Origin of the sequence: Lysinibacillus sp. FSL H8-0500 (assembly GCF_038051955.1) — a bacterium.
GTDB classification, from domain to species: domain Bacteria; phylum Bacillota; class Bacilli; order Bacillales_A; family Planococcaceae; genus Lysinibacillus; species Lysinibacillus macroides.
Genome location: NZ_CP150292.1, coordinates 2,583,634 through 2,604,086 on the forward strand (window position 1 = coordinate 2,583,634; position 20,453 = coordinate 2,604,086).

The following is a 20,453-nucleotide window of genomic DNA, read 5'->3' on the forward strand; positions in this document are numbered from 1 at the left end:
TTAAATTTAAAAGCAGCCTCCTTCTATGGAAGCTGCTTTAGGTCAAATTGATATTTCCTATTAACTTTCTGAGCGATTGTTTCTAAAAAGAGGGCAACTGTCATATTTTCGACTTCATTGGTATACCACGCTAGCTTAGCTCCGTAGTTTTTACGATTATAATTGACTTTTAACGGCCAGAAATTTTGGGTTGCATAGGTATAATCAAACTTTACATAAAGCTGTTTGCCATCTGGACACTCCATAACAACTTGATATAATGGTTTTTTTCTTGCCTGTTCCAACTTTACCTTTTTAATTTTGGTTAACATCGAAACAACTCCTCTCTTATTACTCTATTCGACAAAAATTTTCAAAGTCCTTTATTTATTAAAAAAGGGATAAAGCTTGTGATTCTAACAAGCTTTATCCTTCTTGAATTAATCGGCAATAAATTTATCGTAATAACGTTTGAGTATCGTGGCCATCTGCTCGCGCGTTAGTACACCTGCTGGGTTCATATTCTTACTGCCATCTCCTCGAATCAGCCCTTCCTTTATTGCCCATTCCCATGCCTCTTTATACGATGCACCTACGTCCTGCTGAGAATGAGTGCTAGCTTTTTCCGCGAGTAAGCTTTTTAAGGCTGCGATTTCCTGCTTTAGCTCATTGTATTGTGACAATGTTAATCCCTCCTCAAGTCCATTTTGAATATCACGGTGAAACTGCGCCTCGGTAATGCCCATACTTTGTAAATAGGCAAATGGATCTCTATGCGTTGTGCCACCTAAATTATCTGCAATCCAGCGATGCGATTTAATGCCATTGCCGGTGCCATCTAACATTGTTGGAACGCCTGCTTCTATCGCAAGCTTGCGTAAGAGCCAAATATATGCCGCATAATCCTTTTGAAATTGCTGTGGATCAGCCGTTCGTGCCAGCTCTACCTGTGCATAGCTATATGGATTGCCCTTTGGACCACAGCCATATTGTATACGATTAACAGGCGCTACTTGGACAATCCGACCGCCCCCGCCAACCCAGTGAGACACAAAGGCATTCGCTTTATTGCGCTTCATATACGCAATCTCATTTTCTAATGCATTTGGCCCTGTATTGCTTGAATTGCCTGATTCATGAGCGACAATATATTTAATCGCCGTTAGTGGCAGATTCGGTAAGCCTGACATCAACTGCTTTTCAATAATATAGCTCAATCTCCATCCCTCCCTTCATTTTTAGTGAACATAAAGCTATTCACTTACTACTAGTAAATGCACACAAATCTATGTTTTCTAGTTAATTGTGCTTTTGCTCTTTTCTTTCACACTCTCTAGCATAGCCAGTATTTTTTGACGCTCTGCTGCAAAATCAATGGTTGATGGCTGTTCCTCTTGTTGCTGATGACGCTGATCAAACCACTTTGGCACCACTTCACGCCTTTGTCCTCTCTTAGACGCTTGAAATTGCTGTCTATCTGCTTGAATTTCCACCATATTTTTAAGCTGTTTCGCCTGCCAGTTTTGCAAAATTTTTTCGACATAGCGCCAGCGTAAGACATTGTTTTCTACAGCGAGCTTCATTGCATAGATCACTACCTCCTCTGAAAAAATCGTTAGCCAATGATGCATTTGATTCGTTATATGGGCTGAACGAAAGCCAAAACCATGCTGCTCATAAAATTGATAAACAGTAAGAGACTCTTGCTCATTATCGTTCCTTTTTAGTAACTGGTTATTTAGTGATTGATTAGTTAGTAGTGGCGGCTTATCCGTTGGCGATAATGCCGTGGATGGTTTTCCCGTTAACGGAAGGGCAGCATGAGATGGCGCTTCAAAAACGAAAAGCTCCACCTTGTCAAACTTTCCCTTCGCTGTTCTTGCCTGCTCCTTTTGCAAATAGCCTGCCTGTATAAGCTCTTTGACAATATTGGTTGTTGCCTCACGCCCACATTTACTGCGAGTTGCTAAATCTGCTATGCAAAACGACCAATCATCGGGTAATGACAGCATATACGCAAGCAGCCCCTTTGCCTTCCAGCTTAATCGTGCATCATTTAAAAATCCTTTATCTAATACAACAAAATTCCCCTTTTTCGGCACTCGATAAATAGCCATCGCCAATCCCTCTTTCCGCTTTATTTGTTATATACAAAAAAATACACGAAAAAGGACATTTTACAGGCATAAAAAAAAAGACATACCTTGGCAGTATGTCCTTATTCATAAAGTTCTTTATAGACAATCACTTTTAACGCAGCAATTTCCTCTGCTGATAATTTTCCTTGTACTTGCTGAAGCGCTTCCTCTTTGGTCATCGAGCCATCCTGCAATTTCACACGAATATCATTTAGCTCTGTAATGCCTACCTTCTGCATTAATACCTTCGTCGCCTCTTCCTTTGTCGTAAACGGCAATGTACTACTATCGACTGTTTGAGCCTCCTCCATAAATGCCTTTAGCTCTGGATCATTTTCAATCGTTTGTTTAATTTCTTCCATTTGCCCACTATTCTCTAATTCTGTTGAGAGCGTATCCACGATTTTTTCAGAGGCAAATTTTGTGCCGAAATGAAGTATACCATAGCCAGCAACACCAAGAAAAATCCCCAAAACAGTTAGAAACTTTAGTATTCTCAACGACTCACACTCCTTTATCCACGTCTATCATACTATAAGCGTGGGGCGTTGAAAAATAATCGCATTTATTTTACGTATTTTAAATATTTGCGCACAAACTCCACAATATACAGCACTTCTTCCTCCGTCATATTTAGCAGCTTGCAAACGCGCTGCAATCTAGCAGGTAACGCTAATTGCTGACGTACTTGATGGATAAACATATACTTGCATTTCCGCGGATTGACCTTATCTCGAATTTGCTTGTAACGCGAATAGGCATAGCGCGCAAATGCATTGAGCATTTCCCGCTCCTGCTCATCACGCTGTACCTTTTTCGCTGCTTCATCAATCACCTCTGTATCAAATAGCCATGTGCCATCTGTTAATTGCATCGTACCACCTCTCTATTGCAAATGTGCTTCTTCCTAGTAAATGCAAACAAAAAAGCCACACCTAGTTAGATGTGACCCTTTTACAGGATTTTCATGAATAGAGTGTATACGCGATTATAGCAATAATAAGATTTGGCACAGCAAGCAGTAATGCACGTGTCATCACGCGATGCCGTTCATGTCGACCTGCTGTTGTTTCGGTGGCAAAGTTCGCCCGCATTCGATCCCCACTTACCAACGCACCCGACAATAGCATCGATACGGCAAGACATATAAAACCTACTATCCCTGGTAGAAAGTAAGCCTGTTGTACTCCCCAGAGAAGCATCGAAACCACAACTCCTAGCATGGATACAATGGTACCAATTACTACATACCTCATAACCACATCCCCTTTATTTAACTATACGGATGACCACTTCTTTTAGTTTCAAATAAAGAGACTGATTAATTAGCGTTTTTGAATCGGTATCCATATTTCACTTTGAAAGGAAGGCGAGGTAAAATCGGTACTCGCATGATGCACAATTTCAGGTCCTGCTATTTGTTCATAGGCAGATGATGGAAACCATTCAGCATAAATGCGCCCCCAGATTTTCTGAAGCGTATGTGGAAATGGCCCTACCGCTTCAAATACAGCCCAAGTAGAAGCAGGGACGTGTAACTGTGTGAAACTTTTTGTAGCTGCTAGTGTTGTAGCTACACCAATATAATGATCTAGCTCCCCCTTTTCCACCATTCGGTCCTCTGAAAAGTTTGTTGATGCTTGGATGATGCCTCTTGGCTCGATATTGGACAGCTCTTTCAAATACTCGATATCTTCCATTGTTAAAGATTGTGCCATTTCTACAATGGCAGGATTTTCTCCTTGAAAAACGATAGGCACTCTTTTCATAAGTCCAATAATATGAAAGGCTTCCTTTTGTTCAATTCGATAATTCATTTCATTCCCTCCTGTAATGGTTAATTGGAAGATCATTCGTGGAAAAGCTTTTAAGTATTGGCCACTTTGTCTTGCCTCTGAGGGTGTAATACCATGCATTTGCTGAAAGGCTCGCGCAAAAGAATCTGCTGAGCTATAGCCATAACGAATCGCAATATCCAGAATTCTCATGGAGGAATTTGACAGCTCAAAGGCCGCTACTGTTAAACGTCTACGACGAATATAGTCAGACAGTGAGATACCCGCAAGAAATGAAAACATGCGTTTAAAATGATATTCAGAACAATAAGCCCTTTGTGCTACTTCCTTCAGATCGATATCGTTCGTTAAATTGGCTTCTATATAGGCAATTGCATTATTCATACTTATCAATGAATCCACATCTATAACCTCCCTTTTCACAACAATAACAGGAAATGAAACACGGCATCCGACAATTCGTGCACGATTTTACCGGCTTCTCATCATGTGTAGTTTTAAAGAATGCCTCATCCTTGTAATGCACAAGCAAAAAATAATCTACAATGATGGACTAAATATTGGACAAATTGGCGGATTAGTAGCGGATAAAGCAGCTTAATCGCTGGATTACTTTTTAACCCTAGAAAGCGTTATGCCATCTCCTATAGGTAAGAGAATCGATTCAAGCTGTGGGTGGTTCGCTACGGTGATATTGAATTTTTTCATGGTCGCTGTATAACGCTTTGGCGGCGCCTCAGGATCAACCACGCTCCCCGCTGCCAGAACATTATCTGTGACAATTAATGCGCCAGGCTTGGCTAGTGCAATACAATAATCTAAATACTGCTCATAATGATCTTTATCTGCATCAATAAAAAAGAAATCAAAGCATCGTTCATCAACTACAAGCTGTTCAAGACTTTGCAGTGCAGGACCTGTTAGATAAGTAACCTGCTGCGCGAAGCCTGCCTTGGCAAGATTTTTAGCAGCTAGCTGTGCATATTTTTCGTCTAATTCTAGGGAGGTTAAGGTGCCCTCGTCCTCTATCCCTCTTGCTAGACAAATCCCACTATAACCGCCCAGTGCCCCAATTTCCAAAATATCCTTAGCTCCTGCAATTGACACAAGCATCGTGAGCAGTTTTCCAGAGGAGGGGGACACAGAAATTGCTGGCATGTCATTGTCCGCAATCGAGGCAAGGACCTCCTCTAACAGTGCATCTTGCTGATAAAATGTTTTATCGATATAATTATTCATTTGTTTCATGGATGGGATCTTCCTCTATTTCATTTTCTTGAATATCAAATACTTGGCTAAATTCCTGAATCACCATATCTATAGCCTTTAATTCACCCACTAAAATTTGCTGAATGCCTTGAAACTCTGGTTGTTCTAATTGCTGTTTAATAGTTGCACGTTTTACATGGAGCATTTCTAAAAAGGTAAGTGCCTTGCCTCGTCGGAATGTTTTAGCGCCGCGCTGTGGAGAACCCTCCATGCCTCTATGACGCCCTCTACGATGATGCCCTTCTCTAAATCCCTCGCCTCTCATTATTAACTTCCTCCTTTTGTATACATATGTATACACTTATTTAAAACCTATTGTATACATATGTATACAATTTGTCAATTAAACATATTGCTTTTATGGTGCAACATAGGATAGGAGAAGGAATGATTCCAGCAATAAGGGGGTAAGCGAATTGAAGCGGGGCATCAAATATATGTTGGCAATCGGTTCTTTATTGGTCCTGTCTGGCATATTTTTAATTGGTGTGCAATCGTACTATAACCAAAAGGAAATTAAAATTGCTAGTAAATTATGTCTCGAAAAAGGAGGGCAACCGACCATTATCAGAGATTATTTGGCACTGAATTACTCCTTTTTATGTCAAAAGGACTAGTAGCTGTACATAAAATTAATAGAAGGAATAATAATTTTTTATTTAGCTTATAGACAAATGGCTAGCGCAATAAACTATTTTGCCATATTTATAGTAATGTAAAGTGAATCTAGCTTTACACAAACTCTCCTGTTTTGAGGGACTGTCAGAAAAGAAAAATCTTCTCTGACAGCCCTATCTTTTACGAAGGTATTTGTCGCTCTGCTTGCACTATAAAGCAGGGGCTTTACAGAGTTCCCTCCTTTTCTCCAGAAAAAAAGACGTCAAGTCGACGCCTTTAATGTTTGATCAATATCCTCAATTAACCGATCTACATGTTCCTTTGTAATCTTTATTACATATAATTCTGTTGTCTCATTTTCATGGTTGGTTGATAGGTATTTAGGATATTGCCAGCTATTTGTTATCTCTTTGTCCATGTCATCACCTCTACATGATAGATTCGACGTAAAGTATAACAAACCTTCTATAAAAAGGAAAAAAGTCATATAATGTTCACTTTTTTGAACATATGTCTTTAGACACCAAGGGTACTATTATTTACCGAATTTTGTCATATTTTAAGATAAACATACCCTATAAAGCCATATACTGTTATATAAAATGGCGAAGAGTTCTTCCTTGTTATGCTAATAAATGATAATCTCTTCAAAGGGAGGAATGTGACTTTTCACCCTTTTCCTTAATAAGCAATGCCTACGCGCGTGTTAAAAAACTCCTTGCTAAATAGTTGCTGATAGGCGAAGTCTGCTGTATCGGCTACTGAAATTTTAGTGCCACCCTCTGGTAAAAAATTGCGTGCAACACGGTAGACACCTGTGAAGTCGCCATCAGCTAAATAGGTAGGGCACACAATTGTCCAATCCATCGCTGATTGCTGCAAATGCTCAAAAACATATTGATGCTCCTGTGCGGCAAAGATAGATTTGCGTTTTGATTCACTGGATTGATAACGAAAAATTGTTGGTGTCACACGGCTTTGCAATATGCCTGCTGTACCAATCGTAATAATTCTTGTTACATTGTACTGTTTCATTGCCTCCAGTATAATGGGGATACTGGCTGATAAGGTCGTGCTACCATCTGTATTTAGCGCGCTGACCACTACGTCTATAGTAAGCATGGCCTGCTCAATTGCTTGCTTATCTAAAACATCACCTTGGACAATGTGTAGCTGTCTGTGTTGGACAAGCCTTTGTTGGGGATTACGTACCAGGGCAGTTACATTGTGGTGCTCCTTTAATGCCCGTGCCACAAGCTGACTCCCGACACGCCCTGTAGCTCCTAATAGTAAAATATTAATTGTTCTCACCTCTTAGAAAAAAGACAAATTTATAACAATGTGCCTTGTTCTTTAATCAGCCTCTAGTCGCTCGATATTGACAATGAATGGATGCATTTGATGCTTGGCTGTTAGCTTATCGATGATGGATTGAATCTTACTTTCTGTGCTTTTATCTATTTTTTCGCCATCGTGCAATTGGATCGTGATAATTTGATAGTTTGACGAATCAATTAAATAACCAATCGTACTATCAGGCGAATAGCCCGCTTCTCGCAATGCCTGTAAAACCTGTTGTGTAAAATTGGTTGCCTGTAGCCTTTTACTTAGTTCCTCGGCATAGAGAGCAGACGCATTTGGATTTGTTGGTGCGGCTGTAGGCTGCTGTTGCTCCATCCCTACAAAAACAAACACCAATAAGCATAGTAGCAGCAAGCAACTTTGAATTACCCTCTTCATCCATACGCTCCATTTCCTTTCTACAATTCATTAACAATCACTTTAACAGTTGGCTCTAACTTACCTCTATTAATATCGCCCAAATAATCAACTTCCACAACAATTGCTCTTGGCTCAAAGCGTTGAATACATTCTAGCAGGCGATTTGTATTTATTTTTTTTAGACGTTGGAAGGGTTTCATACCATAGTTTCGAAGCGGACAAGGTAGCGCAAATGTCGATAAGATAAATGCTACATTTTGCAAAATACCATCCACTCCCGTAGCATTGCCGTTTACATGGTTTAAAGCAGTTACTTGATGTGTCATTCTATCAACCTTTCTTCTACGTTCATCGCAATAAGTTTGTTCTTTTGAAAAAGAGCACTTTGTTATTTATGCTTATTGTGCTGAAATTATGAACGTCCCTGCTCTATACCCCATGGTATGCTTTTTCAAACGGCTCCCTTAACGTGTAAAGACATAGTAAAGAACATATAGCCAGCTAAAGCAGCCATGGATTATCGCCCAAATAACTGAATGATGGATGCTCCATGAAATGGTAATGGCTAACACCGAACCAAAGCCAATCCCGTTTTTTACAACGGTTTTATGCTCCATCCTTTTCACCTTCCTTACCTTTCTTATTTCTCCATCATGCCCTCTCAAGACGTTTCCCCCTTTGGTTAATAAAAATCACCATGCACACGTCAAAGCTGCTTGTCAGGATGGTAGAAGAAATAAAAATTGCCATTATTTTTAAAGGACAAATGGATAATCCTTACCAAAGTCATGTTCACTTTGACAGACGGTTGGATAGCCTCCGATCTTATGAACAGGATAAAGCGACTCAACATTTTCATCAAAATAGTCTAGCTCCCCGTCCCGCTCTAGCCTTACAATCTCTTGTTCAATTTAGCGTGAAATCCCCCTTTGGATAATCATCTGTCATTTTTTTCAGTACAAACGGGAAGGCACGGATAGCCCTGTGCTGCCAGTCGCCCTTAATCAAGTCAGCGAATGTTGGATAGGCAAGAGGACTTAGGTCATTCTCCATCAGATAATCTAAAACATGCTCATGCACATGAATGCAACGGACCAGAAAGCCTCGGGTACATAGGGCAAGTCCTTTAAAAATAACGCTGCAAGAAGCTGATAGCCCTGTGATTGCTGTTCCTGATCATTTAACAGCTCGCCAATCATTCATGAGTTGGTCTGATGCCCCCTTGTTTGCTGGTGCTTGAATGCTTTTAATTGTCATTCGCATCGACTTCCTGACGGCAGCAGCAATCTACGGTATGGTCATTCACCATACCCACTGCCTGCATAAAAGAATAGCAAATTGTACTGCCAACAAATTTAAAGCCATCCTTCTTTAATTGCTTGCTCATACGTTCACTAAGCACTGTTGTAGCAGGCACTTCCGCAATGGATGTCCATTCATTGATAATGGGCTGATGTTCCACAAACTCCCAAATATAATCCGAGAATGAGCCATATTGCTCCTGTATACGTAAAAAGGCTTTAGCATTTGTCACCACGCTAGCGATTTTTAATTTATTGCGTACAATACGCGTATCCTGCTGCAATTCTGCTAGCTTCTCCTCTGTATAATGCACGATTTTCGTAGCATCAAATTGGTCAAAAGCCTCTCGATAGCCCTCACGCTTTTGTAAAATTGTCCACCAGCTTAAGCCAGCCTGTGCCCCCTCTAAGCACAGCATTTCAAATAGCAGCTGATCCTCATAAACAGGCACACCCCATTCCTTATCATGATAGTCTACATATAACGGCTCCTCTAATTTTACCCATGCACATCTTGTCATTTCTATCTCTCCCATTTTATAAATTATTTAATGGCTGTCATACATAGCCATCCCTTACTCGTTTTTTCGGTTATATAGACGGTTTGAAAGCCAGTATGCTCCAATAGTTGCTTCATCGCGGCTGGCGTTTGAAAAGCCTCCATATGGTACTTCATTTTATATGTCTCTGCCATGATAATTAGTTTTCCCCCGTCCTTCAGCACCCGCCCTATTTCCTTAACATCCTGTTCGAGTGATGGCCAAAAATAATGCGTTTGAAAGGCTGTAATGGTATCAAAAAATTGATCGGGATACGGAATACTGGATACACCCGCCTGTGTCACAACAATACGTTTATTGTTGTTATTGAGCTTTAACGATTCCTTCACAGCTTGCTCTGAAATATCTACCCCATAAATCATACCATTGGGATTAAGGCTTGCTAAAATTTGCAGCATCTTCCCTCCGCCACAACCTATATCTAACACATAAGCTCCATCATTGATAGCCCCCTGTCTAATAAACCAGGCATACATACCACGATGTGCCCTATTCATGATACGGAGCATCCATACGCCCATCCTGCCAGTTGGTTTTTTTACCTGTTCAATGAGTGTTTGTAATAGTGACATAAGCCAATTCCCTCGCTTTACACAATGATGTGAGATATGTACTTTTTTAACAAGAAATCCTTATTAGTTTGTACGTATTCAAGGGAATTTTGTTTCAGCATGCATAAAAAAATCACAAATGTTTTGATCTGAACACTTGTGATTTTTAATGGCTATGTCTCGTATATCTAATTTAAATATGTATTGTTAGAAGTATTGTGTTCGCGCTCTTCAATAATTAAATGAATCATCAATGCGAGTTGCTGCTCTATTCGCATATTGTTTAGATGAAAGATATCAGCAATCGCACTTTTTTGTTTTTCTGCTAAACCACTGTCCTCCAGTAGTAACATAATTTCTTCTTTTGTTAGCCCAAACAAGCCTTGTCACCTCATTCTCTCTCTTTTTATTATTGTAAAATCATTACACACACTTTTTTCTTAACAAACAACACCCTAAATTATGAATCATTTTTACTAATTATAAGATAAAACATGGAAAATAATCAATTGATGATACGTATAGGTTTAATAATTTTTTTACATCAATCAAAAAATTTATTATTTGATTCACATTTTTATAGGCTGTTACAAATGTTTCGGAATATTACAGTAATTTTAAAAAAGACATCTATACCATTATAGAAATATTCGCTTCATTTGTCGAATTTTAGTTTTTTACGTCTACTTGCGCACAAACATCCCTTTACCCATTTCTACCTACAGTCAAACATAGAATAAAATAAGGAATGAGCTTCTACACTTTTTATACAGTGTACAGCTCTCGATCATTGCACAAAAAAAGTAATTTCAAAATTGAAACTACTTTTTTCATTTAACATATTTTGTTTTATTCTTATCGGCTGTTATTTTTGTAATCCTAGAGGTTGCATCTTTTTTCCAGGTCGAGATATTGTGACAGCTCTGCACATACAATTGACTACGTTCCTGCACAACTGCGGGTATTTTCAGCGCATGAACATCCGTATGGCGTATTTCCAGTAATGATTTATTTGACAATGCTAAAAATGGACGTGCTGCCTGATCCACCGTGCACGATTCAATACGACCCATTGAATGATCAGACCAAACCATCGCATAAGGACTGTCGATGCCCTGTTTAAAATGACTATGGGCTACCTCAAAAATAGCGTCAATACACGTAATTCCATTTTCCTGCATTTGCTCAAATGTGCAATACTGTGTAAATAAACGTGCTTGATTAATGTAAATATGGTGACTTTTCAGCTCTCGCATCACAGTATGCTGCAATGTAATTTTAGCATGGTCATTGCCATAAATACCCCCCGATTGCCCAAATTGTAGGGTGGATTGCTGGAGCTGAAGCCCACTCGCATCCACAATGATATGAAATTGCTGATGGTGCTGAATTTGACAGTCCGTTATGGCAACATCAGCCTCATCCGCAATGGTTACACCTGCTGCCATGCCATTTTGCACACGGCATTTGCGCAGCTCTGCCTTACTATTTTCGATCAAAATCTGTGCCTTTACATGATGAGAAAACTGACAATCATAGAGCTTTGCCTCTGTTTTTTCACCGAGATACAGTCCATGACCTTGCCCATCTGAAAACTGACAATCCGATAACATTAACTCACTACGATGCACCATCATACTTGCATCAAGATGATCCCTGAGCATACAGCCATCCATGCGTAATGTACTACTATCAAAAATTTGCAGCCCTATCTCTTGCCCTTGATGAATCAGGCTATTTGTGATGGTAAGCTGACTGGCTGCTGCCATAATTTGCGCTTTCTGATGCCCATGAAGCTCACAATGCTCCATCGTCATTTGGACATGACGTATCGCAAAAATCCCGTGCTTTTTCCCCTCCAGCAGCATGCAATTTGTCAATGTCAGCTCACAGTTTTGTGCGATAATCTGTGCCTTCTCATGATGCTCAAATGTTGTGTCAGCTAGGATAACACTTGAGCCATTCGCCACCCGTAAGCCAAAATGATTCAACGGTGTAGCCAGCACTGCACAATTTTGCATCGAAAGACTGCCATAGCTAACCATAATTTGTGTACGAATCAATTGCTCCTCAATAATACAATTTTCTAGCTGCAAATCACCTTTAACATAGATGCCCTGCCCTTGACGAAAACGCAAATTACGCATGCTTACATGGGTTTGATAGCGAATAAATACGCCACCCTTAATCGTGACATTGCCTACCCCATAAAGCGTCAGCCGCTTCGCAATATCCAAGTCCTCCTCATAAATACCATCCCGAATTTCAATCTGGTCCCCTGGCGCTGCCTCTGCAATCGCCTGCCCGATACTTTGATAACGATGCATAATACTTCTCTTCACCACAAGTGTTGCCATACACACGCTCCTTCAGCATAAAAATAGTCGTACCCTATTTATATACCGAACACGCTTATGATTATTCAATGTTGGGCAAATTGCAACAGCCAAATGTGAAAATATAATCCTTCATTATTTTTGGAAAAACCATCCTCCCTGTATTTTATTAAGAAATATTATTTTGCTGTTTATACCACTCACACGTTTCCATAATCGCCTGTTTATATGGTGTTGGCTGAAATGGGAAATAAGCAGTAAATTTGTTTGAATCTACGATAAAGTCCTGCGTATTTTGATAAAGAATCTCTTTAAATTCCTTCATAACAGGATTAAACATGCCCATCATTGTTAAAACTAGCTTATTTGCAATACGATACTTAGGCTTGATCGCTAAATGATTAGCAATTTCTTCTACTAATTGACGCGTAGACATAGGAGTAGGATGAGGAATATGCCATACCTCCCCATCTGCCTTCGACTCATCACCAAGCATCACCAAGCCCGTAGCAAAATCCTTGATATAAATATGTGCATGAAGCTGATCAGGATTACCAATTAGCTCCGCTGGCTTGCCCTCTAATAAATGCTGAAAAACGCGCTGCCCTAACATCGCATTGCGCACATTGGGACCATAAAAATCAGACCCTCTACCAATCGTTGCGGTTATTTTTCGGTCTTTTATCGCTGTCATTAACATATTGGCGACCTCAGCTCGAACCCTCGTCTTTATACCTATCGATTGATAAGTCATTTTTTCATGAAAAGGCTCTTTTTGAGGCCCATAGGCATATAAATTATCTGCATAGACAATCTTCACATGATGCTCCTCCGCCGCAGCTATTAAATTCGCCATGATGGTAGGCAAGGTCTGCTGCCATTCCGCATATGGAAGACCTACGCAATGATAGACAACAACTGCATTTTTCAGGATAGCACTTATCTGTTCGTAGTTTGTCACATCACATTGTTTAAAGGAAACCTTTTCAGATACTGCTTGCCCGCTCCGATTGACCGCTATAACCTTCTTACCCTGCTTCAATAATTCATCTATTATCGCTAAGCCAAGTGGACCTGTTCCTACTACTACATGTTCATTTCTCAATGATTATCCCTCCAAGTCATTTAACTAACCACTGGTTAATTAATGGTGAAAAATAAACTCTAGTAAACTAGAGCTCTTACTAAATAGTCACAATAATTTTGTGCCGCTTGCTGTGCCTCTTCATAATGCTTCACGCGCCCCTTATGATTAAGCACAAAGCCATGCAAGGCCATAAAGGTAGCGTAAATATCAACAGGCTTTAGCTGATGGCTATGCAATGCTTGGAGCGTAGCACTAAATTTCTCATAGCTTGCGTTCGGCGCTTGTTGCAGTAAAGGATCAAAAAAATCATCTCGCTTCACAAACATAAGCTCGTATTGACTTTGAAAATTCAAGCCAAACTCCATATACTTTAACAGCACCCTCTTTGTCCCCTCAAGCCCGTTCTCTTGTAACGCCTCATCCAAGTAATGATTCAACACCGCAAAATACTTTTCAATTACTGCATGAAATAAATCAGACTTATTCTGAAAATGATAATAAATCGCACCATGACTACAACCAAGCGCCTTCGCAATCGCCCGCATCGACACCTGCTGAAAATCCTGCTGTAAAAACTGACGATCCGCCTCTTCCACAATCATTTCCTTTGTCAATTCATCCTCTACCTTTTTTCTCGCCATCTCTCAGCACCTCACTAACCACTGGTCAATTGAATTGTAGCAAATTATTTGATTGCACACAACCAATAAATTCATAAAACAAGCACAGCCCACAAACAAAAATACCCAAAATAAACCTTATGGTGAACGTTTTTGTTAATGCAGTATGGCAACGGATAGTGCAACAGCAGCATAGTGATTCATAGTTCATTTTGTTAATGAAAACGTGCATCCTGTAAAACTTCTATGCCGCCTACTTGTGTATTTATATTCCATTTTGTTAATAGAAAACTATGGTTCGCCTTTTTCCGTAAGGCTGTTTTCTCAAAGATTGTTGCTTCTATAAGGAAAAGGATTCAATACAACAGAAAACCAGAGTTAATCTACAAATTAGGTACTTGTAAAGTAAACTCTGGCTTTTATTTTTTGTAAATCCTAGAAAGAATGTTTGTTTCGAATGTCGTTGCATCAAGTTCTAACTCCACTTAATATTGATATGCCATCTCATTTAATCTTTAAAAAAAGTAGGAAGCCCAACTTCTCTTAATAGGTCATTAAAGTTATATCTATGTTCTTTAAGGCCTGAGTCAGTTAGCACCTGTCTAAGAATCAAGTACAATTGCATTTCAACAAAATTTAATTGTTCTGTATTATCTAACTGAATTAAATAACTTATTATTGCATTGTATAAAATTGGGAACTCTTGTTTAATTGCATCTCTATTATCGATAAACGCTCTAACATAATCTTCAAAATTATAAGTCCTGTCTTTAGATGAATTGTAGCTCTTTTCTTTTTTTTGATCTTTAATTGGACGAAAGATAATACTTGACCCTATTACCCAATTACCCAGACCAGCTGCAAAAATTAGAAGCGAATACTTTCTGACTTCGATATCTGAATGTGAAAAGTATCTATAATATTCATCATAATTATCCTCATCCCAATATTTCGCAGTATCAAAAAATCCAATTTCAATTCCTTCTAAAATACTCTTTGCCTTGTCAACTAAAGTCCTTTTCATATATAATTCCTCATTTCTATCGTCATTGCAAACCTCTAAATAATTAATAATCTATTCTGATATGTAAAGTATAAATGAGTCACCATCAGCTGTAAGAATCCCAGTACTAATATTAGGAAACTCATTAATTATGGTTTTCCAAGCCAAAGTATAAAGATGGGATAGCATACCCAAAGGATACTTGATATTAACCTGGTCAAAATACACAGAGCCCTTGGAAACTCTTACTAGAGTTAATAAGGGCTCAAAGGTGATGTCTTGTGACATTATTTCAACAATCTTAGTTAAATCTTGATATATAGATTAGTTTATATATAAAATTTCAAGTATTTTATCGTACTTGAGTTGGTACAAATACAGGGTATGCAGATATTACAACCCAATCGTAATTACCATAGCCTGCCCAATCACTGCCTTTATGAAGTACTACAAGAACATTATTTCTTTCCAAACTAATATACGTTTTTTTAGTTTTTCTATTCGGATTATTTGTAGGATTTAAAACTGTTGTACCATCTACAACTTGCATTACTAAATCCATCATTCCTAACGCGCTATAAGAACCCCAGAATTGACTAGCATTACCTATAGTTAAATCATCCATACCAGTAATTTGCATATGCCTATCCTTTATATGACAGTATCCAAAAGTAGGTGAGTCTCCATAAAGTAAAATTTTTGAACCTGAAGCTGATGTTTTCTCATAACTTTTGTAACCACAACTAATAGCCCTAGAATTAATTGGATTCTCAAAATAGTTTGGATTTTCATCCAAATTTATAATTGTGCTAGGATCTAACGGGGGATACTGGATGTCTTCAAAGAGAATACTATCATTAACAGTCTCTTCACTCAGGGTATCAGCAAAAATCTGCTCACCCCCTATAAATTGTGAGGCAATTGCTGAAATAGATACTATCAAAATTAAAAATATTTTTTTTAGCTTTATCATTAAATAATCCTCCTGTTTTTAAAACTGATATACAAATGATAAACATAATCTTAAATAAGCTTTCAACACTCAATACGAATACCTAAAATCCACTATGTATTAGAAGTGAGTACGAACGAAAAAACTACATTTTTTTATAAAAACGGAAATATTTAGAATCGATTCATAATAATTGTATTACATAAATACAATTATATCAACTTTATTTTTATGTAGTTTGGAATTATTTACTAAATTCCGATTTCCTTATTTTTTAGCTGTTTTCTAAAAGATTGTTACTATTAAACCAAATTTTTAACAAAAATACTCAGTTCACTAGCGTCGCATTAAAATAATTGAATGTGAAATTAAAATCTAAATTTTCAGAAATCATATTTACCCAACAAAAAATCCTTTATAATGGTTGGATGGTAGGAACCTATCCAAATCCAATATAAAGGACATACACATGGACAAGTTTACACGAAAAACATCATTTGAACAATGGCTTTCACCGATTTCCTCGACAAAACTAGAGGAATTGGTGGAAACCCATCAATTAAATACCTATACAAAGAAGCTACATATCACTGCCTTCTTGAAATTACTGCTGTTTGCGCAGCTGAATGAAACCAAAAGTCTGCGTGCGGTCAGTGATACACTGTTTTCAGACGACCTTCAAAAAGTAACCGAATTAGAATCGATTAGCTTTTCCCAACTAGGACGCCGATTAAACCAAGTGCCGACTGTTGTATTCCAACAAGTGTTTCTCAACTTGGTTGCCCAGATTCATGAAAAATCTCTATAGGAACAGCGCCGTAAAATTTCAACACCGCTGAAAATCATGGAGTCGAGTACGCTGCCTTTACATGTAAACAACCACAAATGGGCAGAATTTAGGAAAACGAAAGCAGGCATCAAGCTTCATTTGCGTCTCCTTTACGTAGAAAAAGGCTGTTCCTACCCAGACAAAGCAGTTTTGACGAATGCCAAGGCGGCATGATCGTGGTCAACTAGAAGTCTTCGTAGACGACAAAGCATGTATGTACGTTTTTGACCGTGGCTACTTGGATTATGAACGATTTGACCGGATGACGAACGACGGCTATTTCTTTGTTTCACGCTTGCGAAAAAACGCTGTTATTCGTGTACTAGAGCCTTTCGAACTACCCGAAGAGTCAACGGTTGTATCGGATGAAATGATCTTGATTGGCACGTCGCAAAACCGTGCAGAAAATGGCTTTTGCCTCATCAAAGTACTGGATTCAAAAGGATATGAGCTCCAGTTCATCACGAATCGATTTGATTTAAGTGCGGACGAAATCGCCGACTTGTACAAATCACGCTGGGCAATTGAGTTATTTTTCAAATGGCTGAAGCAGCACTTGAACATCAAAAAGTTTTACGCGCAAAGTGAACAAGGCGTACACAATCAAGTGTACATCGCCATGATTGTGTATTGCCTGCATGTGTTGGCACAGTTGAACACAAACAGCTCCCAAACGTACTTAAAGATTAGTCGTTTACTGAAAGCAGCACCATGGAAAGCAGCGCATTTATGGCTTCGAAAAATCACAGGAAAAGCGGTGCCATAAAGGTTTTTCGGTTTCTGTTGCATAGGTCAAAGGATATAGTGAAAAAATGGATGATACCTACCACTATTCAAATGTCTTTGTTTTTCTTCTCAACTGAAAAATATAAAAAAACAGAAAATTCAGTTAAAATTTATACAACGCTAGTGTACTCAGTTAGTTTAAATATAACTTCTCATAAATTTTTGGATGTTCGTAATTACAAATGTCAACTAATCTAGGTTCTTACGCAATTTTGGTGAAGCGTTTTTTCATTGTTTTTCGGGTATAGCATTAGAAAAGGACTGATTTTTATGTTGATTCCTTGGCATGCGCCTGAAAAACAGTTGTCTTTGCAATTTATGCAAACAAGTAAAGCAGCGATTATATTGCATTTGCAATTAGTGAGATCCTATGCATTTTGCCCATCTTGTGGCACTCAAAGTACACATTTGCATAGCCACTATTATCGTTTTTTGTTTGATCTTTCATCTGGTACACAACACATCAAAATTCATTTGAAATCTCGTAAATGGTTTTGTGATGAATCCTTTTGTCCGAGAAAAATCTTTACTGAACGTTTTTCATGGGTGAAACCCTATACTAGACGAACCGATCGACTTCAGGTACTCCTTCGGAGAATCGCCTTTTCAATGGGGTGCCGGCAAGCTGAACAAGTCATTCGTCCATTTCTTCCCTCGATCAGCCATGACACATTCTTACGATTAATTCGAGCTACACGGATTGAACTACCTACAACCACTGCAATAGGACTTGATGATTTTGCATTTTGCAAAGGACATCGATATGGCACATTGATTTGTGATTTAATCGCTCATCGGCCAATAGCGATCCTCCCAGAAAGAACTGGTGAAATTATAGAAAATTGGCTAAAACAACATCCCAACATTCAACTTATTAGTCGAGACGGATCAAAAACTTATCGTGAAGCCATTACGAAAACGAATCCTAAGATCCAGCAAATAAGCGACCGCTGGCATCTCCTAAAGAATGCGAAGAAGCATTGGGGAAATGGTTAGAGCAGCACATCCCAGCTCAAATCGAATGGCATACGTCAAATGATAAACCGCAACCAATAATGTCTATAGAGAAGCCCATTGATGAAACAAAATGGCAAGTTATTCAGCAAGTCCAACAGGATTATAAAGCTGGTTTACGTATCATAACATTGGCTAAAAAATACCAACTTAGTCGAGGAACGTTTTATAAATACTTAAAAAACAAACACCACCACTCAAAACAAAACGCAAATCTAAGCCATCTCAATTAAAGCTACAACCTTATGATGAATCCATTATTTTGTATGAAGAACAACGTTTAACCACCAATCAAATCGTTGGAAAACTCCGTACGGAGGGCTATGATGGTAGTTGTTCAGCTGTTCGAAAATTTTTAGAGCCTCTTCGCGCACAAAAGAAAAAACAATTCATTCAAACACTGGAATGTCGCGTTTTTAGAACGCAAGTACTGTCATTTATCTGGGCTGGTTTCGCATCGTTGAATGAGGAAAAACAGCTACTTTTAAAGCGGTGCATTACTGTGTATCCTGATGTATTACAAGTCGAAAAAGTCATACAGGATTATCGAAATATCTTTCAAGAAAAGGATGTTAGGGCCTTAATCGTATGGATGAAGAAACAATTATCAAACAAGCTTTCCCCACTTCACAGTCACAGTATTGGTATACGTATAGATTTAGCGGCTGTAAAAAATGCTTTTGCATCCCCCTATTCAAATGGTTTATTGAAGGGACAAGTAAATCGATTAAAATGGATTAAACGCATGATGTATGGTCGCGCAAAACCAGATTTACTGGAAAAACGGATGCAATATCGGTTTTGATTGTATTCTGAAATAACTTTGAATTGTAGTTATACATAAGTCTGAATGTTTTCACCAACTTTGCGTAAAAACCTATTTAAACTAGCATTTATAACCAATGGTAGTCCTGTGACTGTACAGGCAGCCTTTCATTTCAATCCACTCTCTCATATATAGAGAGACCACGATTGATCACATATATGTCTGCCTGTTTTTATTTCAATCCACTCTCTCATATATAGAGAGACGTTGACGCTCCTTCACATTCATTTGTTCTCGATTTCAATCCACTCTCTCATATAGAGAGAGACACAATACCAATGCTAAAAGTACGTCCAGCATCCCAAATTTCAATCCACTCTCTCATATAGAGAGAGACCTTGATTTTCTTTAAGTATTGTATTCTCTAATTTTGTATTTCAATCCACTCTCTCATATAGAGAGAGACATTGACATTATCGTAAGCCCGTAATCAAATAACGCATATAAAACACCAGGCACCTCCGGTACGATAAACGTATCAATTAAAGGAGGTGCCCTATTTATGTCCACAAACAAATTAACCATAGTTCCCGTCAAACTTGATCCTCTTTCAACGGAAAGTTCTTCGTTCCCTTCTTCGAGAATGACCGCTGCACCAGCTTGTATTGTAAAAATGGGAGTAGCTGAAGTTACCTTTTATCATGGCGTAAATGAGCACATCATCCAAACGGTTATGAAGGAGCTGAAAAGTCGATGAGGCATGATTTTACGGATGTGCAAAACATTTATATGATTTGTGGGAAGACAGATAGGCGAAAAGGCATCGATGGTCTCGCAACACTGATTCAAGATTCTTTCGAATTAGATCCTTATAGTGATTCTATTTTTCTCTTTTCAGGATGGAGTAAGGACCGCTATAAATGTTTGTATTTTGATGGAGATGGCTTTGCTATGCTTTACAAGCGATTAGATCATGGCAAACTTCAATGGCCAAAAGATGAAAAAGAGGTACGAAGCCTTTCACAACAGGAACTACGCTGGTTGTTAGAAGGATTATCCTTACAACAACCAAAGTCCATTGCAAAATCTGCAAAAAGTATCTTTTAATCAACGTTTCCTCAATGGT

Annotated in this window: 28 protein-coding genes, 1 pseudogene and 1 CRISPR repeat array; of the genes and pseudogenes, 7 read left to right on the forward strand and 22 right to left on the reverse strand. The window is 38.6% G+C overall.

Going from position 1 to position 20,453, the window contains the following annotated elements; genetic code table 11:
• Nucleotides 1–23: 23 nt before the first annotated feature.
• The 9 genes from MHB44_RS12375 to MHB44_RS12415 all read right to left on the reverse strand — a co-directional run bounded on the left by MHB44_RS12375 (nt 24) and on the right by MHB44_RS12415 (nt 5,447).
• Nucleotides 24–311, reverse strand: coding sequence for a hypothetical protein (locus MHB44_RS12375; RefSeq protein WP_341299402.1), 288 nt, complete (start codon nt 309–311; stop codon nt 24–26).
• Between the two features lie 108 nt (nt 312–419).
• A complete protein-coding gene (locus MHB44_RS12380; protein ID WP_341299403.1) occupies nt 420–1,196 on the reverse strand; it encodes an N-acetylmuramoyl-L-alanine amidase in 777 nt (258 codons plus the stop codon).
• Nucleotides 1,197–1,274: 78 nt separating this feature from the next.
• A complete protein-coding gene (locus MHB44_RS12385; protein WP_341299404.1) occupies nt 1,275–2,096 on the reverse strand; it encodes a DnaD domain protein in 822 nt (273 codons plus the stop codon).
• 101 nt (nt 2,097–2,197) lie between these two features.
• Entirely contained in the window at nt 2,198–2,617 is a 420-nt protein-coding gene (locus MHB44_RS12390) for a hypothetical protein (RefSeq protein WP_341299405.1), read from the reverse strand.
• A 65-nt stretch (nt 2,618–2,682) separates the two neighbouring features.
• Nucleotides 2,683–2,991 (reverse strand): hypothetical protein, encoded by a 309-nt coding sequence (locus MHB44_RS12395; RefSeq protein ID WP_341299406.1) that lies wholly within the window; start codon nt 2,989–2,991, stop codon nt 2,683–2,685.
• 91 nt (nt 2,992–3,082) lie between these two features.
• Nucleotides 3,083–3,373, reverse strand: a complete 291-nt coding sequence (locus tag MHB44_RS12400) for a DUF5316 domain-containing protein (protein WP_341299407.1) — start codon at nt 3,371–3,373, stop codon at nt 3,083–3,085.
• A 69-nt stretch (nt 3,374–3,442) separates the two neighbouring features.
• Nucleotides 3,443–4,315 carry an AraC family transcriptional regulator gene (locus MHB44_RS12405; protein WP_341299408.1) on the reverse strand — a complete coding sequence of 291 codons (873 nt, stop codon included), beginning with the start codon at nt 4,313–4,315 and terminating at the stop codon, nt 3,443–3,445.
• A 207-nt stretch (nt 4,316–4,522) separates the two neighbouring features.
• Nucleotides 4,523–5,161 (reverse strand): O-methyltransferase, encoded by a 639-nt coding sequence (locus MHB44_RS12410; protein ID WP_341299409.1) that lies wholly within the window; start codon nt 5,159–5,161, stop codon nt 4,523–4,525.
• The gene (locus MHB44_RS12415) at nt 5,145–5,447 is read right to left on the reverse strand and encodes a hypothetical protein (protein ID WP_053994674.1); all 303 of its coding nucleotides are present in this window, start codon (nt 5,445–5,447) and stop codon (nt 5,145–5,147) included. Before MHB44_RS12415 ends, MHB44_RS12410 begins: the two co-directional genes overlap by 17 nt.
• Nucleotides 5,448–5,598: 151 nt before the next feature.
• Here MHB44_RS12415 and MHB44_RS12420 point away from each other — a divergent pair, with 151 nt between their 5' ends.
• On the forward strand, nt 5,599–5,799 hold the full coding sequence (locus tag MHB44_RS12420; protein ID WP_053994673.1) for a hypothetical protein: 201 nt from the start codon (nt 5,599–5,601) through the stop codon (nt 5,797–5,799).
• Nucleotides 5,800–6,062: 263 nt separating this feature from the next.
• Here the strand turns inward: MHB44_RS12420 and MHB44_RS12425 are convergent, their stop codons facing one another.
• The 13 genes from MHB44_RS12425 to MHB44_RS12485 all read right to left on the reverse strand — a co-directional run bounded on the left by MHB44_RS12425 (nt 6,063) and on the right by MHB44_RS12485 (nt 15,953).
• Nucleotides 6,063–6,218, reverse strand: a complete 156-nt coding sequence (locus tag MHB44_RS12425; RefSeq protein ID WP_341299410.1) for a hypothetical protein — start codon at nt 6,216–6,218, stop codon at nt 6,063–6,065.
• 263 nt (nt 6,219–6,481) lie between these two features.
• Entirely contained in the window at nt 6,482–7,102 is a 621-nt protein-coding gene (locus tag MHB44_RS12430) for an SDR family oxidoreductase (RefSeq protein WP_341302969.1), read from the reverse strand.
• A 51-nt stretch (nt 7,103–7,153) separates the two neighbouring features.
• Nucleotides 7,154–7,540, reverse strand: coding sequence for a hypothetical protein (locus MHB44_RS12435; protein WP_341299411.1), 387 nt, complete (start codon nt 7,538–7,540; stop codon nt 7,154–7,156).
• Between the two features lie 20 nt (nt 7,541–7,560).
• Nucleotides 7,561–7,848 (reverse strand): hypothetical protein, encoded by a 288-nt coding sequence (locus tag MHB44_RS12440; protein WP_341299412.1) that lies wholly within the window; start codon nt 7,846–7,848, stop codon nt 7,561–7,563.
• Between the two features lie 138 nt (nt 7,849–7,986).
• Nucleotides 7,987–8,187 carry a hypothetical protein gene (locus MHB44_RS12445; protein WP_341299413.1) on the reverse strand — a complete coding sequence of 67 codons (201 nt, stop codon included), beginning with the start codon at nt 8,185–8,187 and terminating at the stop codon, nt 7,987–7,989.
• A gap of 581 nt (nt 8,188–8,768) precedes the next feature.
• Nucleotides 8,769–9,344 carry a DNA-3-methyladenine glycosylase I gene (locus MHB44_RS12450; protein ID WP_341299414.1) on the reverse strand — a complete coding sequence of 192 codons (576 nt, stop codon included), beginning with the start codon at nt 9,342–9,344 and terminating at the stop codon, nt 8,769–8,771.
• Nucleotides 9,345–9,367: 23 nt separating this feature from the next.
• Nucleotides 9,368–9,955 carry a class I SAM-dependent methyltransferase gene (locus MHB44_RS12455; protein WP_341299415.1) on the reverse strand — a complete coding sequence of 196 codons (588 nt, stop codon included), beginning with the start codon at nt 9,953–9,955 and terminating at the stop codon, nt 9,368–9,370.
• Between the two features lie 167 nt (nt 9,956–10,122).
• Nucleotides 10,123–10,314, reverse strand: a complete 192-nt coding sequence (locus tag MHB44_RS12460) for a hypothetical protein (protein ID WP_341299416.1) — start codon at nt 10,312–10,314, stop codon at nt 10,123–10,125.
• A gap of 450 nt (nt 10,315–10,764) precedes the next feature.
• A complete protein-coding gene (locus tag MHB44_RS12465; RefSeq protein WP_341299417.1) occupies nt 10,765–12,291 on the reverse strand; it encodes a right-handed parallel beta-helix repeat-containing protein in 1,527 nt (508 codons plus the stop codon).
• A gap of 148 nt (nt 12,292–12,439) precedes the next feature.
• Nucleotides 12,440–13,375, reverse strand: coding sequence for an NAD-dependent epimerase/dehydratase family protein (locus MHB44_RS12470; RefSeq protein WP_341299418.1), 936 nt, complete (start codon nt 13,373–13,375; stop codon nt 12,440–12,442).
• Nucleotides 13,376–13,434: 59 nt separating this feature from the next.
• Nucleotides 13,435–13,998: a TetR/AcrR family transcriptional regulator gene (locus MHB44_RS12475; RefSeq protein WP_341299419.1), complete on the reverse strand. Its 564-nt coding sequence runs from the start codon at nt 13,996–13,998 to the stop codon at nt 13,435–13,437.
• 487 nt (nt 13,999–14,485) lie between these two features.
• Complete coding sequence (locus tag MHB44_RS12480; RefSeq protein WP_341299420.1) at nt 14,486–15,001, reverse strand: hypothetical protein; 516 nt, start codon at nt 14,999–15,001, stop codon at nt 14,486–14,488.
• 331 nt (nt 15,002–15,332) lie between these two features.
• The gene (locus MHB44_RS12485; RefSeq protein ID WP_341299421.1) at nt 15,333–15,953 is read right to left on the reverse strand and encodes a hypothetical protein; all 621 of its coding nucleotides are present in this window, start codon (nt 15,951–15,953) and stop codon (nt 15,333–15,335) included.
• Between the two features lie 448 nt (nt 15,954–16,401).
• Between MHB44_RS12485 and MHB44_RS12490 the strand changes: the two are divergent.
• The 6 genes and pseudogenes from MHB44_RS12490 to tnpB all read left to right on the forward strand — a co-directional run bounded on the left by MHB44_RS12490 (nt 16,402) and on the right by tnpB (nt 20,434).
• Nucleotides 16,402–17,527, forward strand: a pseudogene (locus MHB44_RS12490) (IS4 family transposase).
• Nucleotides 17,528–17,817: 290 nt separating this feature from the next.
• Nucleotides 17,818–18,543, forward strand: a complete 726-nt coding sequence (locus tag MHB44_RS12495; protein ID WP_341299422.1) for an ISL3 family transposase — start codon at nt 17,818–17,820, stop codon at nt 18,541–18,543.
• Nucleotides 18,528–18,794: a hypothetical protein gene (locus MHB44_RS12500; RefSeq protein WP_341299423.1), complete on the forward strand. Its 267-nt coding sequence runs from the start codon at nt 18,528–18,530 to the stop codon at nt 18,792–18,794. Before MHB44_RS12495 ends, MHB44_RS12500 begins: the two co-directional genes overlap by 16 nt.
• 29 nt (nt 18,795–18,823) lie before the next feature.
• A complete protein-coding gene (locus MHB44_RS12505; protein WP_341299424.1) occupies nt 18,824–19,366 on the forward strand; it encodes a hypothetical protein in 543 nt (180 codons plus the stop codon).
• Nucleotides 19,367–19,496: 130 nt separating this feature from the next.
• Nucleotides 19,497–19,793: direct repeats of the CRISPR family, unit length 23 nt; unit sequence ATTTCAATCCACTCTCTCATATA.
• Nucleotides 19,794–19,889: 96 nt separating this feature from the next.
• Nucleotides 19,890–20,084, forward strand: a complete 195-nt coding sequence (locus MHB44_RS12510) for a hypothetical protein (RefSeq protein WP_053994648.1) — start codon at nt 19,890–19,892, stop codon at nt 20,082–20,084.
• Entirely contained in the window at nt 20,081–20,434 is a 354-nt protein-coding gene (gene tnpB, locus MHB44_RS12515) for an IS66 family insertion sequence element accessory protein TnpB (RefSeq protein ID WP_341299425.1), read from the forward strand. Before MHB44_RS12510 ends, tnpB begins: the two co-directional genes overlap by 4 nt.
• Nucleotides 20,435–20,453: the final 19 nt, after the last annotated feature.